Consider the following 14,785-nt stretch of genomic DNA (forward strand, 5'->3'; position numbering starts at 1 on the left):
GAACGTCGCCGGAGCGGGTATCGAACCGTTGACCAGAAAGTCGAAACTACCGGACGGCCCGACTGCGAACGACTGACCGTCGATGTTAACGGTTCCCGTGATGTCGAAGGTTGCAGGAAGCGCCGGGTTGGAGAGCCCGAAATAGCCGAACAGTGCGGCGACGAGAATACGCTTGAGACCGGACATGGCACGACCCGTATTCAACCAGAGGTATTCAGCGCTGATTGTGGCGGAAAATCGTTCTCTGAGTTGAACGAAGGCCAGCCACCTCAGCTCATCGCGGCGGCTCGGAGGCTTCAGCGCCTGCGACCGAAGATAATTCCGAGCAAAAAGGCGACCGCCAACGAGTGAATGGGCGCGGAGCGGGTCCATGCGGCGATCCTGTCCAGCGGTGCGCCGGGCCGGCGGCCCGCTTCGATCGCGTCGACGACAGTCTTGGTCGTCGATTGCACTGTTTCGGCGACCGTTTCGACCGCCGCTGTTGCCTGCTCAAGTCGACTGGGTCCGTCCAGTCCCTCGCTGACGCTCATATCTAGGCTCTCCACGCGTCTGCGGACAATGGAGTTCTGACGTTATGGTTCCCGGTCAGGTCGACTGTGGAGCGAGCAAAAAAAGGCCCGCCGCGGCGAACCGCGAGCGGGATCAAGTCGCGAGGCTCTGTGATCAGAAAAGGACCCCAGAGCAATGGAGCCTTATCATCCTCCAATGCACGATTGCGTTCAAAAGTGCACAAAGCCCGATCCCGTAATAATACGGCCCCTCCGCCGCGCGTAAGCTCCTTGCGGCAGCCGACGATGATGTACGACTCCGATGTCATGGGAGCCCCGGACCCGCACCCAAGGCTTTCCGTGGGACCGGTGCGGCCGATCGCATCCCGCGGCTAGTTGGACCATTCCGACTTGTGTTGACGCAATCAGCAGAACCGCGCTGGGCTTCAGTCGAGCGCGGGAAACTGCGAGCCATCCCGCGCCTTCCGGTCGCAGTCACCGCATCATCGAACTCGGCATTGCTGCTCCAGATCGCTTCGCGGCGGGAGTGGCACCGCGATTTGGATCTGTCGGTAACGCGGACGAATGAGCCCGACGACCGCTCCTCGAAGCTCGCGTACCCTTGCCAGCCGCTCCAGATCTATCGCCAGCTTGAGCCACGCGGCCCTATCGGCGGGATGCTCCGTCATCTCAGCTTTGCGAGCGCACTCCGCGGCGTCTCGACGGAGTTCGTCAGGATCGAGGCTGCACATTCAGACCTCCATTTTGGAGGGGTCGCGAGGCACACGCTTATCGGCGCCCATGATGTGGATCGGCCCGTTTCTGCCGGGGGCCGGGCCTAAGCCATGCCACATCTGGTGGACACCGCTAACGGCGAGGCGGACGTTTTCATTTTGCGGTAACAGCCAAGAGCGCCGAGCCCCGCAAAACCGATCAGCATCATGGTCCAACTCGCAGGCAAAGGCGTCGCACTGATATTGACATTGACGTCCGCGATCCCCCAGCCCTCATCCCCAAGTCCCTGAAAGCCCGCGTGCCCGTCGGCTAAGCTGAGGTAGCTGAAGGTGAGCTGGTTGGAGCCGATATTCAAAGGGATGCCCGCGAAGCTGAACACCTCCTTGCCCCCGCCTGAGGTGATCGACGTGCCATTGTTCGTGGGGTTGGAAAGGCTGGCATTGAAGGGATTCGAATAGATGTTTGCCTGAGTTCCGCTATCGCTGCCGCCGCCCAAATTGAATGTGCCGAGAAATATCTGATTGCCATTTAATCGGACCGAAAAATCGTCTTCATAAAAATTCTGGCCATCGAGGCTTTGATAGCCATCAAGGACAAACGACATCTGGCCGGCGGTCGCAGCCGAACCGAAATCGACGGAAAATGAGCTGTTCGTGGCCAGGACGGGGCTCGCCCCCGGATATATTGTGCTCGCTTGTGCGCCAGTCGCCAAAGCCGCTGCTGCAGCCAGACAGCACCCGAACATCAAACGCATCACACCCCTCCCTTAAGAGCGATTTTTTCATTAGTTGAAACGCGTGATGCACAAACAAGAATTATCGAGAGTTGGTTTCCTGTAAATCACATATATTAGAATTTAGAAGAGGAACTCTCCGGAATCGGATTTGGTTGCTCTCCGCACCTTTTTAATCTGCAACCAACGCATTTAATGCGCCGCGGAAATGCAACCGTCGGTTATTTGCCTGTGTGCAAACGTCCGACAAGCTTGGTTTGCACTTTTTCAAGGTTTCTTGTGAGTTCAACGAGATCCGTCTCGCTCATGGTCACGCGAGAGCCCGTGCGTTTGAGTTCGGCGACCTCGACCCGCACCCGCCTAAGCTGTTCTTCGCACCTGTTCAGGAGCTTGATCAGGTCCGATGCCTGGCACTGCCCCACCATGCTCACGCGATCCAATCGAGATTTTTGCGTCGACACACAGAATGACCCATCGGCGTTTTGCATCGGTCCGAACTCTCCTCCGGGCAATTGCCCGAACCTCTCGAAATCGCGAACTGCAGCATAAGTTCCTAGTCCTGGACTGGAACTTTCTCGAGCCAGGTCGCGTGAAGGTCGGCCCGTTGCGGCCACGCCCAGGCGTGGACACCCCGGAAGCATCAGATTTGCTCGCGGCAAGAGTCGTGCTTGGTCGCCCCGCGCTTTCGTCGCCGTCGCACCTGCCCCGTGCCCCGACCGCGACTATATCCGGCCAGCGCGATTCGGATCGAATGATTCGACGAAAGCCGCGACATTCGACAAGGAAAATTCCGGCGCCCATGACCGGCATAGGCAACGGATGCGTTGGGATTCTCATTCGCTGTCCGCTCAGGCCTCACGCGGACGGAGCCGGCGAGCCTGGCAGCAACCGTTCAGATCGAGAGCGTCCTCTATCGTACCGGTCCGGACGAAGCAGCCGAACTGAAGGGGCGCGCCAATGGATTGCGACCGAGCCGTTGAATTTGGGACGCGACGCGGCCTGGAGATAAGCCGGTCCCGGTCTGTGAACCCAGCGGGCTCACCGACACCGCTCAAATCGACTTCAGTCAAAGCCCAATCAGATCGAAACCCGGCAGCCGATGGTTAATCACATCTGAGAAGATGAAAATACCGGGGCTTGTTCGGGTGCGCGCTACGCGTCAAGGTGTCGCATGCGTGTTTGCAAAGGTGACCCGATTTGTCTGATCTATTATTTCCAATGATGTCCACTGCTTATGACGAATAAGTTTTCGAACCATTCTAATCTTGGCAATTCATTAGGTCGATCGTGGAAAGTTCTCTTTTTCATGAGCCGTGGTGGCTGTCTGCCGCAACCAACGGACAATACGAAGAAGCGATCGTGAAGCGAGACACTTCGATCGTCGGTCGCCTTCCTTACGTTACTACCTACCGTGGCCCCTTCCGTCTCATTCGAATGCCCGCTCTCACACACATATTGGGACCGGCCGTCGATGCCGGTTGGGGCAAGCCGCAAACGAAACTGATCCAACGGGCGTCAATCACCCGCGCGCTGATTGACCAGCTGCCGCCGCGGTCTTTCTTTTATCAGCACATCGATCCCTCGTTGGACGATGGCCTCGCGAATGTTGACGGCCTGGTGTTTCAGGAGCGCAAGTTCTCTGTCGGGCCACAATATACGTTCGAAGTCGATTGCCGACTGGAACCGAGCACTCTTTGGTCTTCCATGTCGCAGAAGACAAGGCAGCCGATCCGCCGCGCAGAAGAGAAATATACCGTCCAGGACATTTCCGACCCGGCGACCTTCGTGACGTTCTATCTCGCCAACCTAAAGGCTCGCGGGCAGCGAAACCGGGTCGATCTGGCCAACTTTCCAGCCCTGTTTTCCGAATGTCGCACCCGACAATCCGGCATCATTCTCGGCGCGTTCGATCATGATTCAACCCCGATCGCGATGACCTTCGTCGTGTGGGGCCACGGAACCATGTACTATCTCCTTTCAACGCGAGCCCTCGCTGCGGACTATGGCGCCGTCAGCCTTTTGCTTTGGACCGCGATGCAGGAGGCGCACAAGCTGGGGCTCGTCCTGGATCTTGATGGGGTTTACTCCAGCGGCACCGCGCGGTTCTTGAGCGGGTTCGGCGGGCGCCTCAAGACGCGCCTGGTGATCAGGCAAAGCCAGCCGCCTTACAGTCTCTTGCAGCTCGCGCACCGATACTACGCTCGTGACGAGACCCACTATTTCACATGACCTTGCCGAGTTCCGTCATCGATCTCTTCATGTCGCGCAGGACCTCAACGATGAGTGACAATCTGTTCGGTGTCCCCGGCCTCGACGCGCGTTCGCACGTCGTCGAATTGCGACGATCGGATCGCGGCACGCCGCTTGTTTGCTTTCCCGGATCCGGTGGCGATCCGCGGATCTTTTGCGAGCTGGCAGCAGCGCTGGGGGAGTCGCAATCAGTTTATGCGATCAATATGGAATGGCTGTGCCGCGCGCGCGGTCGATTTACCGTCGAGCAAGTCGCGGCGCTTTATCTGGACGTGGTGCAATCGATCAAGGGAGCCGGGCCTTATTGTCTTTGCGGATATTCCTTCGGCGGGATCGTTGCCTATGAAATAGCACGGCTCCTGCAAGAGCAGGGTCATCGTGTCGCGTTTGTCGCCTTGCTTGACTGTCCAAACCCGTCCCTTGAAGCCGATCTTTCGCCGGCCGCTTCGGCCGAGTTTCGACGCGCCTATCTGGCGGACCGGCTCGGTCGCTACGCCCACCATCTCCTTCGCGGCGATCTGCGCGCATTCGCCGGCCGTGCTCTTGCATTCCTGATCTCGCGTTCGTCCGAACGGCTGATGCCGCTTATCAAGGCCGCATTTCGGATTGCGAACAGACCCCTCCCCGCAATCGTCCAATCCAATGATCCCGGCTTCTTGCATGCGTGGAAATCGTATAGGCCGCCTTCCTCGTCCAGCGACCTGGTTTGCTTCCGTATTGAAGACCGCGGTGCCGAGCACGATCGCGATCCCTCGATGGGTTGGGCGGGATACACTTCGGGCAATATCGACGTACATGTTGTCCCTGCAGATCATGTGGGAATGATGAGCGCACCGTCCGTCAACATGATCGCCGAGACTCTGTCTAGTTGTCTGCGAGACTCAAACTCTTTCGGTTTGGCTCCCGGCCACTCTAAAAAGCCCTTAGCACCGTCCGGGTAAATAGCGCGAGCGAATAGAACTCCAATGCACCGTACTTTTGCCGATAGTTTGCTTGCATCTGCCGACGCCCCTGGAGCTCCTGCCTTGCTTGCTCCTCGGTCCGCTCAGGTGAGTGCATGAGCGACGGGCTGCCGACACGGTATCGGATCGCGGTGCGATCGAGGAAAAGAGCACCACATTCGCGCATCGCGCGCACGTGAAAATCCGCATCCTCCATCAGTCTTATGGCGGGGTCGAAGCCGCCAATCCGTGAAACGCACTCACGGCGGATGACCGATGCGCTGCACACGAGAAGCGCGTTGTCGAACAGCATTGACCCGACATAAGCGAGGCGCGCGCCAAATCGCCTCCTGCTGGCCGCTTTGCGAGCAGCCTCGGCGAAGTATCGGCGTTCATGCTCCAGTTGCTTCGGTGAGGCAGACCCGAATGGTTCAATCTGTCCAAAAACAAGCCCGACGGACGGATTGGCTTGTAACGCGCTCTTCACTGCGGCGTAGTGGCCCTCCGTGACCACGTCATCGTCGTCCAAAAAATGGACAAAANCCCCGCCTTGCAAGCGGCCAGCCAAGATTGCGGACAATGCTAGGAATACCGCCGGTCGGGTTCGGGTTCTTCAGATAGACGATGCGCTCGTCCCTGAGATCTCGGATCGGTCCCTCGGCCGATCCTTCGGGACTGTCGTCGATGATGAATATTTCGACGGAAACGTCCTTTTGGCGAAGGACACTCGACACCGCTTCTAATAGAGGAAGCGGCCGGCGGAAGGTTGGGATCACAACCGAAAAATCGCAATTCATAGTCTCTAAAAATCGCGAGCTAACAACTATGCAATTAACTATTAATAGCTCTGCTCCCCAGGCTTGCCAAGCTCGGTCCGCTGCTGTTCACAAAATGCTTTCGAGAGGTAACTGGTGCATCGAGAAGCGGCGCACGGAATGCAGAGACCTCGGTTAGAGAGGAACTCCGGTGGCCCCGAGAGTCGCCCCGCCTGCGCTCTCTCGAACTGATCCTCAGCAGCCGGTATAACGAGGGTCGGGCTCCAGCATTTCCTTGATGTAGGCTGCCCCCAGGCTCGCGAGAGCTTGCTCGTCCCGCTTGCCCGTCGAGGCGAGCAGGTCCAGGTACAGCTTCAATCTTGTCCGAGCGAGCTCCGAAGAAACACCGGACGAGTGCAGAATTGCTTCGACAATGTCATTCACGCTCGCGCCCCATGAACAATGCACGCACCTGCAATAGCGGCAGTGCAGCATCGTTCATTCCGGCCGTCAATAAACCTTTGGTCGTCACATACCGAGATCACCCCGGGTCCGAGTGTCAATCCGCTTTGCCGGACCGTGATCGTGCCGGGCTGATGCCCCGATGGTATTTAAATACACAGTCGCTTCGCGCTGTTAAAAACGCAGAGGGGCCTAAGCGATGGCCCTGGGCCTCCACCAGTCGTTGATCAGGCCTTCGCGGACGCGCGCGTGATCGAGAAGATCGGGTCGATATTGCTTCGGAAGCGCGGCTTCCAATCGGCTCACAGCACGAGAGGCCTCGATGGCGTCTTCCTTGTCTGCGAATCGCCGCGCATCAATCAGCCGAATATTCGGCATCATGTGCTGAAATCCGAAGTTTGCGAGGCCGCCCAATTGAAGGATCTCGACCAACGAGAGATCCAACCGGATCCGTCCCTCAGCGGGCGCTTTGCGCCTTACTCCCGCGGAATGTCCTTTGAGCCAGCAGGCGTCCCCCAGCGCCGCGCCGAGAGCCCAGAGCCGCGCATGGATCGCATCTTCAGTGAGGTCTTGCCGTCGCGCGGCCTCGTCTAACACGATCTTCAGCTCTGCTTCCGCTTTTGCCACATCGCTGGGAAGCGTCTTTTCATCGAGCTGAGATGTCATCCCTAAACGAATCTGCTCCGTGGCCTCTCGTATCCCCCGGATACGCCCTCTTTCGTAATATGAGCGCCCGATCGACCAACTGCACCACGCCAGAGTGGCAGTTAACCCGAGCAGTATCCAAAGCAGTAAATCCACGGCCCCACCCCAATTCTGAGCATACCCCCATGTTAAGAATAGCTCGTCCGAGTTAAGGACTTATGGAGTAACTAACGCAAACTTCACCAACTTACGTCGAAATTGGCACGAATTTACCTAATCACAAGTCATGAGGAGAACGATCGAGCGGGAGGGGAGATGGTCATGGCCGATCCTATTGCCTGCAAGTGCAGCAACACTCACATTCGCGCAATATGTGAGGAGCTCGGTGATCGCCTTCGTATGCATCTCGATCGAACGGCCACGCCACCTCCGCCAAGGCTCTTGTCGCTTTTGCTACAGCTTCAGCTGACTGATTTCGAAGTAGCGTCGAATCCGGCGACCCCAGCAATCCCCCTCCGCGCAGGCCAACGTGATCGATGATACCGGCGCAGGCGTGCGACCGGGGACGATACTGACATTCAGCCCAGCAATGACGCGCCCCTGCTAATGGGCGTATAGGGCGAACTTTCAGATTTCACCGAAACATGCTGGAAAGATTTATCCGTTAGTCTACTCGTGTTCATTTCACATTTGAGATTTCACATGACGGCAATTGGCTACAGTTTGGTTGGCGAGACCACGCGCGAGTCAGAGATCGCGATCATCCTCGCTTTCAGTCTCGCCGGGCTCGTTCTAAGCCTCGCCTTGACCTGTTTCGGCTTCGACGTCGGGACCAGCATTCCCGGTTGATGCGACCGGAAGGCCGCACAGCGCGGTAGCGAAACTCATCGTCGCTGGTGCGCGAGCTTCAGCTTGGCCGTAGGGCGGCCAGCTGGCGGCGATGCCAACGCACGAAACAACTTATCGCTAGCGCGACGGGGGCTTTGGCAACCTGTCGGGATCGAATTTGATGGGAGCCCACTCGCGGCGCGGTTCGGAATCGTCCGGCTGCGATAGGATGAGCGTCGCCTCGAAGGGCATGCCGGGCACTTCGTCCGCAAAGCCCGTGCAGGTGGCCAAGGTGCCCTTGAAGCGCCCGGTGACCCGCAAGGTCAAATCGTCAATCCCGAAAACGGTCGCGTGGCCCGGCGTGTGGCGTTTGGTGCGAAGCACCGCAGTGAATTGCTCACCGTCGGTTTCGTAGGTGCCGTCATAGGTCATGATGCTGTCCCGGCCCGAGATCCTGCCGGCCTCGCAATGAAGGACTCCTGTTCCCTCGCCAATCGGCGTCTTGAACCAGGAAGCGTAGGTCCCGTCTCTCAGCATCCGCATCACTTTCGGTTTCAATTGGACGGACTCTGTCAAACGCCAATTAATGGGCGATGAACCAACTTGAACAGGAACTTGCGGCACCAATCTCTGTGCCTGCCACGACAAGTGTATGAGGCCAATGTCTTGGGCGTTGCGAGCGGCTTCAAGCTCCGAGCTCGAGCCAGTTCATGATGCCGCATGCCCTGCATTTGAAGATGCGCGCCGACTTGCCCGTGCGAGGAATCAGGATGCTTTGCACCCTCTCCGGAAGTTGGCCGCATGCCCGGCAAGGCGGACCGTCTCCCCGCTGGGCCGGCGCGGTGCAGGTATGATCTGTCATGATCGAGCCCTTCAGTTGCACCCCGCTCCCCCGACCAGTTGAATACGAAAATCCGCAACAGGACTATTGCGGTAAATTACGGAGCATCCCGATCAGTCTGTCGAACGAACCAAGTCATCTCACCAAGTTGTTGCGCAGCGTGCCTCCCCGTTCCCGTCGACGTGACGGATCGTGAGGCCCGCTCGGGTTGGAGCGACGCGGCGCCTGCCCCACATGAAGTCCGAAGCTGTCGCCTGGAGCCGGTTCGATGCGTCGGATTGTTGCCTTGGTCTTTCCTTTGGGCCTTGCGATCAGCTTGATCGTGCCGGCTGCCGCTGCACGGGTGCATCACCCGCGCGCACGCCATCATGCGGTGCCTCGTCCTGTTCCTGGCGACGTGATCGTACCCGGCTGGTACAGGTTGCCCGGCTACCGCCCAATCCCGCCGGAGGAAAACCGGAATCTCGACCCGTCCAATTTCGGTGGCGGCTGACTGCCACGCGACCGGACGGACAAATCTGGATCGAACTCGATGCCCCTTCGCGACCGAGCCACGCGCTCGCCCGGGCGCGTTGAAGAGGCCGGATGCTGTCCGTAACAGAAAGCGCAGCTAAGGCACGTCGCCCCGCTTGCGGCTGCCGCCGATCGCATGCGGCTTGTTCCAGAAGTACTCGCGGTTGCCCGTGGCGGCTTCCGCATATTGGTCGATCGCGACAATGATCGCCTGAACGTGGTGATAGCACCAGCCTTCCCGGGTTGCCTGGCGGCGGACCTCATTGAGGACTCTCAGAAAAGGCGGGGGATCCGTTTCGTCGTCAAACCATCGGCCCTGCATGTCGACCTCCATCAGCGAAGGCCAACTAGAACAAACAGCGAACATGCAATCAAGCATCCAGAGGTAGTTCAACGACCAATGGGAGCGCAGTAATCATCAGCACGCGGGCGCGTTATGAGTGATGACGTGCACATAGGCCAGCCCGGCACATCGGAATACCGATCGCGCCGAGGAGACAAGGGAAATCTCCTGCAGAGGACTCTCGTGCCGGCGCTGCGCTGACGCCCACCGCGCCGCACTGCGCTATGCGATCGCCGACAATGCTTCTCGCGGTTGGCTGAAGAGTGGTTTGTCCCGACAGGTACGTCGTCACATTCTGACTTTTCAGGCCAGGCCGTAGCGGCCCTTATCGGCGTACGCCAAAAAACTCGTTTCGATAGCGCATCAACAAATCATCGCGCAGGGGGCGTCCGCGTCGAATCGCTTCTGCCGATTGGTCACCGCAACCTCCCGCACGAATCCGCCGGTTGATAATGCACGATTGTTCTGCCCTTCACAGCCCACGAGGCGAGGAGATCGCCCGCCGCAATAAGCCGCGCGGATTGACGCAGATCAACGCGTCGGCCGCGCGCGGACGGTTGGCTCATCGTCAGTGAAACGAGACGATACGCAATGACATCAGCCGACGCCACAGATGACGCCGCAATCCCCGAAGCTACGCCCTATGAGTTGATCGGCGGCGAGCCCATCGTGCGGCGGCTCGCCGATCGCTTCTACGAGATCATGGATAGCGATCCGGCTGCGCAGCGCATCCGCGCCATGCATGGAGCAGACCTCGGCCCGATCAGACAGATGCTGTTCGAATTCCTGAGCGGCTGGCTCGGCGGCCCGCCGCTCTATTTCGACCGCACCCCGCACCGTTGCATCATGTCGGCGCATCGGCCTTATCCGATCGGCGAGGTCGAACGCGATGAATGGATGAAATGCATGCGCGCGGCGATGGACGATTGCGATCTGCCGGCGGACATGCGCGCCCTGCTCGATCAAGCCTTCCAGCGCATGGCCAACGTCTTGCGCAGCCGCTGACCACGCGTACTCGGTTAAGGAAAGTTTGCATCAGTCGCCGCGCCAGGCGGTGACATGCTACTGCGCCTTCTGAGCCTCGCGCGCGAGCCGCTCCGCCCTGAGGCGTTCGCGGTTGGCGTGAAATGCTCGCTGCGCCTCGCGATATTCGCGCATCGCCTGCTCGGCGTCGGCCCGCCGCGCCGCATCGCGGGCGCGGCGCTCTTCGGGTGTCAGAATCCGCGGGGTCCGGTCTGCAATCTTGTCCGACATGGACTGTTAACGCAAATCGCGGCCAGGCGTTCCAGGCGAAGGTCAATTGCCCGGCAGACAGCCGTTCGGCCGCGACAGCCGCGAACAAAACGCGTCCTGCTTGACGAACGGGGTCACAAGCCCGACAAATTCATTGCGCCCAATTGTCACAGCGGAGGTGGCGCGTGAGACATATCGATGCCGTCGTCATGTTCGTCAGCCTGTGGCTCCTGGCCTCGATGCTGCTCGACGCCCTGACCCCGGTCGAGCTGACCGTCTATATGATCGGCCCGGCATTGGCCCCGGCCATCATCGCCACGGCTGTCCTGTATTGGCTGCGGATTCCGCCGCTCGATTTTGCGGTGGCATTCGCAACGGTCTGGATGGCATCCGAGATGGTGCTCGAAATGATCACGCCCAAGCCGCTCTCGCCACTGCTGGCGATTATCGCCGTCGCGCCGCTGCTGATTGTCGGCGGCGTCCTCAACGTCCAAACCTGGTATCGGTCAAAGCGCCGGCCGCAATCGGTCCTGCCCGCATCGATGCCCGACCTTTCGCCATCGCCGGGCCCCGCCTCCAAGCGTCCCCATCCCGTCTGAACACGGGCCTTTTAATCGCGCTCCTTCGGAAACAGCCGGTCGCAGATGTAGCGCGAGGTTGCGGTCAGGCGCACTGCGCGAGGCTTCTGCCAGTCGGCGCGATCGAGCTCCCTGGCGTCCCCGATCTCGAGCCGGCCCTTGGCGTCCTTGGCGATGAAGATCGCGTCGTTCATCTTCCGTCCAGAACGCTTATTCCTGGCCTTGAGCTCCTTCCAGAGCTGCAGGCGACCGAGCTTGAGCTTGGGCAGCTCCTCCTTGATCTCGCGCTTGAGACACTCCTTGTCGGTCTCCCGCGGCCGCTTACGCCCACCCGGAAACATCCACAAGCCGTCGGCTCGCCGCCGCACCAGGAGAACCTTGCCGCGCCGGACGGCAACGAGCTTGGATGACTTCGCCATTTCCCTTCAGAGCATCTCCTGATCGAATAATGGTCGGCATTTTCGCAGGTTCTGCTTGATTTCGCGATCCGAAATCGTGTCGCAACCTGGCGGCTGTCCACACTTGGCACAAAGAGAACATATTAGGAACATTTGGGTATTGCCGCCGTTGAGGGGCGTAAGCAATTTGGAGGTTCGCATGACCGACAATACCGAGAAGGATCCGCAGGATTGGGTGTCCGGTGATGACCCCATGACCGGTGCGCAGGCGTCGTATCTCAAGACTCTGAGCGAGCAGGCCCATGCTCCTGACCCCAGCGAGCGGAAGCTGACCAAAGCCGAGGCATCCGAATTGATCGATCATCTGCGTGCGCAAGCCGGGATCGACAACTAGCGCGGCGGTTTGCGGGGGCAAGTCGCCCCCTTTGAAAACTTCTTCTTCGTTCTTCCGGAGTTGAGGGGCACAGTGTCGCGCGGGCCTCGAATAAGGCCGCGCTGATCTGGCATGACACCGGTATGACTGCGGAACGAAATGACATCCAGCTTTGGCTGATGCAAGTCGAGGCACCACTACCCGCGCTGCTGGCCCGCTGGCGCATCTGCCTGGACGAGCAGGAGTGCGCCCGGGCCGATCGTTTCTATTTCGATGTCGACCGCGAGATCTACATCGCCGCGCACTGGCTGCTCCGCTACGCGCTAAGCCGCGCCGCGCCCTTGGCACCTGAGGCCTGGCAATTTACGACCGAACGATATGGCAAGCCGTCCATCGCTCCGGCGCTCAGTTCGCTCGGTGTTACTTTCAATCTGTCCCATACCAAGGGACTCGTTGCCTGCGCGGTCGGACATGGCATCGAGATGGGAGTCGATGTGGAACGGATTGCGCCTGAACGCGCAGAGCTCGACATCGCCGAGCGGTATTTCAGCGCCGACGAAGTGGCCCTGATGCGGGCTGCGCCTCCCGCGCAGCGGACGCAGACTTTTTTCCGTTTTTGGACATTGAAGGAGGCGCTGATCAAAGCCACGGGCGAAGGCCTGAACCGCGCGCTCGACAGTTTCAGCTTTTCGTTCAATCCCACAGCGGTGAGGTTTCATCCGGACGATCCGACCGAAGCGGCAAGATGGAGATTTATCGAGGATCAGCCTACTCCAAACCACGCGCTCGCAATGGCGATCCGGTCGGGACCTCCGCAGACGGTGGTTTCCGTGTCGCGCGTGCATATCGAAAACGGAGAGATGGCCATCCTTGAGGGTACGGTTCGATGAGCGCCGAAACTGTCGCGAATCACCTTTCGCTTGTTTACTCTTGGGCCGACCGAGGAGTTCAGCATGGTTGCGGACAGTGACAGCAGGATCGCCTGGCATCGCGCACAGCTCAAGAAGAACCGTGCGGCGCTGAGACAGATCGAGACCGCGCGGTTCACGGTCGGCGAGAGCGCTGATTCCAAGGCCTTCGAAGGGGCCAAGCGGCAGCTTTCCGAACTCAAGGAGAAGATCCGCGAGTCCGAACAGGTCGTTGCCCAGTACGACCGGCAGACGCGGCGGCCGCTCGGAACTGATCTGCGCAGTCTCTCCAGCGTGTCCTGGCGCGATTGGACCGGCAACGGCCAGCGCTGATCCGGTCGATCACGCCGCGACCTTTCTTCAGAAGCCTGCCCGCGAGGTCGGTCCGCGCATGCGGCTCTCCACGACGCCGGGCGCTGATGTTTCGACAGGCTTTCCCAGCCAGCGCTGCAGCCGCTCCTCACTGCGCGCCAACGCAATCAGATCAAGCTGGCCTTGTTCGAGCGCCCGGCGCGCGCAGCCGAAGACGCGGTAGAACTGCGCGCCATCATAGGCGACGAGCAAGAGGTCAGCTCCGCCGTTCAGCGCTTCCACCACCGCCTTGCAGACGTCGCCGCCATAGATGGCGCCCATCACAAGATCGTCGGTGATGACGACGCCGTCGTAATTCCAGGCGTGCCTGATCAAACCATCGAGCACCGCTTTCGAATGCGAGGCCGGACGATCCGGATCGATGGACTCCAGGATGACGTGGCCGACCATCAGTGCCGCGCTCGTGCTCTCGAGAACATCATGGAACGGACGCCAGTCCGTACCCTCGAGCTCTGCCGTCGGCGTGTTCAGTCGTGCCGCAAAGTGATGCGTATCGGCCGTCACGCGCCCAAGGCCGGGAAAGTGCTTCACCGCGGCGCCGACGCCGCTCGCCGCAAGGCCGCGCACATAGTTGGTCGCAATCTCGCTGACGACAGTGGGATCATCAGAAATGGCGCGCTGCCCGATCAGCGTATTGAAGTCGAAACGAATCCGGCTCCGATCGGGACGCAAATCCAGCACCGGCGCCAGGTTGAGCGTGACCCCGATCTCGGCAAGCGCCGCACCCTGGCGGCGTCCGAGCGCCTCGGCCGCACGGCGGCGCGGCTCTGACGCGAGGTCGGCAAGGGTCGAGAGCGCGTCCTCACGCGGCAATGGCGGTGACAGGTGCGCGACGACGCCACCCTCCTGGTCGGCGGCAACGATCAGGGGCGGCAAACCAGCGCCGACGCGCGCCGCCTGCAACTCCGCGATCTCGGCCTTGAGCTCGGCTGCGGTTCGATCGCCGGCGTTGTGGCGGGTGACATAGACGCCGCCGATCAACCCCTTCTCGGCCAGCATCGCCGCCTCTTCCGAGGCCGCATAACCAACCACGAAATGCCGCCCGAGCAGATGCGCGATCGCTGTATCGGTCGCCAGGACCTCGTGCTTGCGCCAGGCAAACCATGTCTGCGCCAGGATAAAGGCGACTGCCGGCACACACCAGAGCAGTAGCAGGAGCCGGTCGCCCAGCTTGCGGCTGCGCCATGCGCCGCGACGGAGCAGCAGGACGGGAAAGCCGACGCTCACGCCCAGTATGATCAGATTGCCCGCGCCTCGCAGCCGAACCAGATACGGTTCGTTGCTGTTCACGGTAACGACGATCAGAGCAAGCGCGAGCAACCACAGTGTGACGATGCCGATACGTTTGATCATCCGCTGAACCGATCGCCGGAGATGGACTGGAGCCGG

Annotated in this window: 21 protein-coding genes; 9 read left to right on the top strand and 12 right to left on the bottom strand. The window is 60.1% G+C overall.

The window, feature by feature from the left end:
* The 4 genes from BRAS3843_RS04675 to BRAS3843_RS04695 form a co-directional block, all read right to left on the bottom strand.
* A partial coding sequence (locus BRAS3843_RS04675; RefSeq protein ID WP_035980832.1) for a hypothetical protein occupies positions 1-186 on the bottom strand: 186 nt, incomplete at its 3' end.
* 110 nt (positions 187-296) lie between these two features.
* Complete coding sequence (locus tag BRAS3843_RS04680; protein WP_008967589.1) at positions 297-530, bottom strand: hypothetical protein; 234 nt, start codon at positions 528-530, stop codon at positions 297-299.
* 796 nt (positions 531-1,326) lie between these two features.
* Positions 1,327-1,977, bottom strand: coding sequence for a hypothetical protein (locus tag BRAS3843_RS04690; protein ID WP_008967592.1), 651 nt, complete (start codon positions 1,975-1,977; stop codon positions 1,327-1,329).
* 200 nt (positions 1,978-2,177) lie between these two features.
* On the bottom strand, positions 2,178-2,444 hold the full coding sequence (locus tag BRAS3843_RS04695) for a hypothetical protein (RefSeq protein WP_139024730.1): 267 nt from the start codon (positions 2,442-2,444) through the stop codon (positions 2,178-2,180).
* Between the two features lie 799 nt (positions 2,445-3,243).
* Here BRAS3843_RS04695 and BRAS3843_RS04700 point away from each other — a divergent pair.
* A complete protein-coding gene (locus BRAS3843_RS04700) occupies positions 3,244-4,185 on the top strand; it encodes a GNAT family N-acetyltransferase (RefSeq protein WP_244425117.1) in 942 nt (313 codons plus the stop codon).
* A 50-nt stretch (positions 4,186-4,235) separates the two neighbouring features.
* Positions 4,236-5,147, top strand: coding sequence for an alpha/beta fold hydrolase (locus BRAS3843_RS39375; RefSeq protein WP_175361082.1), 912 nt, complete (start codon positions 4,236-4,238; stop codon positions 5,145-5,147).
* On the opposite strand, the gene BRAS3843_RS38780 is transcribed toward BRAS3843_RS39375, so the two are convergent.
* The 3 genes from BRAS3843_RS38780 to BRAS3843_RS04720 all read right to left on the bottom strand — a co-directional run bounded on the left by BRAS3843_RS38780 (position 5,119) and on the right by BRAS3843_RS04720 (position 7,030).
* Positions 5,119-5,676, bottom strand: coding sequence for a hypothetical protein (locus BRAS3843_RS38780; protein WP_083841311.1), 558 nt, complete (start codon positions 5,674-5,676; stop codon positions 5,119-5,121). The two genes, BRAS3843_RS39375 and BRAS3843_RS38780, sit on opposite strands and share 29 nt — an antisense overlap.
* A gap of 481 nt (positions 5,677-6,157) precedes the next feature.
* Positions 6,158-6,346 carry a hypothetical protein gene (locus BRAS3843_RS04715; protein ID WP_035980838.1) on the bottom strand — a complete coding sequence of 63 codons (189 nt, stop codon included), beginning with the start codon at positions 6,344-6,346 and terminating at the stop codon, positions 6,158-6,160.
* Positions 6,347-6,556: 210 nt separating this feature from the next.
* Positions 6,557-7,030 carry a hypothetical protein gene (locus BRAS3843_RS04720; protein WP_008967600.1) on the bottom strand — a complete coding sequence of 158 codons (474 nt, stop codon included), beginning with the start codon at positions 7,028-7,030 and terminating at the stop codon, positions 6,557-6,559.
* 681 nt (positions 7,031-7,711) lie between these two features.
* Between BRAS3843_RS04720 and BRAS3843_RS41325 the strand changes: the two genes are divergently transcribed.
* Positions 7,712-7,858, top strand: a complete 147-nt coding sequence (locus tag BRAS3843_RS41325; RefSeq protein ID WP_008967601.1) for a hypothetical protein — start codon at positions 7,712-7,714, stop codon at positions 7,856-7,858.
* 117 nt (positions 7,859-7,975) lie between these two features.
* Here the strand turns inward: BRAS3843_RS41325 and BRAS3843_RS04725 are convergent, their stop codons facing one another.
* Positions 7,976-8,380 carry a hypothetical protein gene (locus BRAS3843_RS04725; RefSeq protein WP_244425118.1) on the bottom strand — a complete coding sequence of 135 codons (405 nt, stop codon included), beginning with the start codon at positions 8,378-8,380 and terminating at the stop codon, positions 7,976-7,978.
* A 566-nt stretch (positions 8,381-8,946) separates the two neighbouring features.
* On the opposite strand from BRAS3843_RS04725, the gene BRAS3843_RS39385 reads away from it, so the two are divergent.
* Positions 8,947-9,171, top strand: coding sequence for a hypothetical protein (locus BRAS3843_RS39385; RefSeq protein ID WP_083841312.1), 225 nt, complete (start codon positions 8,947-8,949; stop codon positions 9,169-9,171).
* Between the two features lie 117 nt (positions 9,172-9,288).
* On the opposite strand, the gene BRAS3843_RS04730 is transcribed toward BRAS3843_RS39385, so the two are convergent.
* The gene (locus BRAS3843_RS04730; RefSeq protein ID WP_008967604.1) at positions 9,289-9,513 is read right to left on the bottom strand and encodes a hypothetical protein; all 225 of its coding nucleotides are present in this window, start codon (positions 9,511-9,513) and stop codon (positions 9,289-9,291) included.
* A gap of 612 nt (positions 9,514-10,125) precedes the next feature.
* Here BRAS3843_RS04730 and BRAS3843_RS04735 point away from each other — a divergent pair.
* Positions 10,126-10,539, top strand: coding sequence for a group II truncated hemoglobin (locus BRAS3843_RS04735; RefSeq protein WP_008967605.1), 414 nt, complete (start codon positions 10,126-10,128; stop codon positions 10,537-10,539).
* 57 nt (positions 10,540-10,596) lie between these two features.
* On the opposite strand, the gene BRAS3843_RS04740 is transcribed toward BRAS3843_RS04735, so the two are convergent.
* Complete coding sequence (locus tag BRAS3843_RS04740) at positions 10,597-10,788, bottom strand: hypothetical protein (RefSeq protein ID WP_008967606.1); 192 nt, start codon at positions 10,786-10,788, stop codon at positions 10,597-10,599.
* Positions 10,789-10,976: 188 nt separating this feature from the next.
* Here BRAS3843_RS04740 and BRAS3843_RS04745 point away from each other — a divergent pair, with 188 nt between their 5' ends.
* Positions 10,977-11,366: a hypothetical protein gene (locus tag BRAS3843_RS04745; RefSeq protein ID WP_050886354.1), complete on the top strand. Its 390-nt coding sequence runs from the start codon at positions 10,977-10,979 to the stop codon at positions 11,364-11,366.
* 11 nt (positions 11,367-11,377) lie between these two features.
* Here BRAS3843_RS04745 and BRAS3843_RS04750 read toward each other — a convergent pair whose 3' ends face one another.
* Complete coding sequence (locus tag BRAS3843_RS04750) at positions 11,378-11,764, bottom strand: NUDIX hydrolase (RefSeq protein WP_008967608.1); 387 nt, start codon at positions 11,762-11,764, stop codon at positions 11,378-11,380.
* 178 nt (positions 11,765-11,942) lie between these two features.
* Between BRAS3843_RS04750 and BRAS3843_RS04755 the strand changes: the two genes are divergently transcribed.
* From BRAS3843_RS04755 to BRAS3843_RS04765, 3 genes are all read left to right on the top strand, one after another.
* Entirely contained in the window at positions 11,943-12,137 is a 195-nt protein-coding gene (locus BRAS3843_RS04755) for a DUF3072 domain-containing protein (RefSeq protein ID WP_008967609.1), read from the top strand.
* Between the two features lie 122 nt (positions 12,138-12,259).
* On the top strand, positions 12,260-13,006 hold the full coding sequence (locus BRAS3843_RS04760; protein ID WP_008967610.1) for a 4'-phosphopantetheinyl transferase superfamily protein: 747 nt from the start codon (positions 12,260-12,262) through the stop codon (positions 13,004-13,006).
* A 63-nt stretch (positions 13,007-13,069) separates the two neighbouring features.
* Entirely contained in the window at positions 13,070-13,357 is a 288-nt protein-coding gene (locus tag BRAS3843_RS04765) for a hypothetical protein (RefSeq protein WP_008967611.1), read from the top strand.
* A gap of 27 nt (positions 13,358-13,384) precedes the next feature.
* On the opposite strand, the gene BRAS3843_RS04770 is transcribed toward BRAS3843_RS04765, so the two are convergent.
* Positions 13,385-14,749: a glycoside hydrolase family 3 N-terminal domain-containing protein gene (locus BRAS3843_RS04770; RefSeq protein WP_008967612.1), complete on the bottom strand. Its 1,365-nt coding sequence runs from the start codon at positions 14,747-14,749 to the stop codon at positions 13,385-13,387.
* Positions 14,750-14,785: the final 36 nt, after the last annotated feature.

It is taken from the genome of Bradyrhizobium sp. STM 3843, assembly GCF_000239815.1.
In the GTDB taxonomy this organism is placed as follows: Bacteria; Pseudomonadota; Alphaproteobacteria; order Rhizobiales; family Xanthobacteraceae; genus Bradyrhizobium.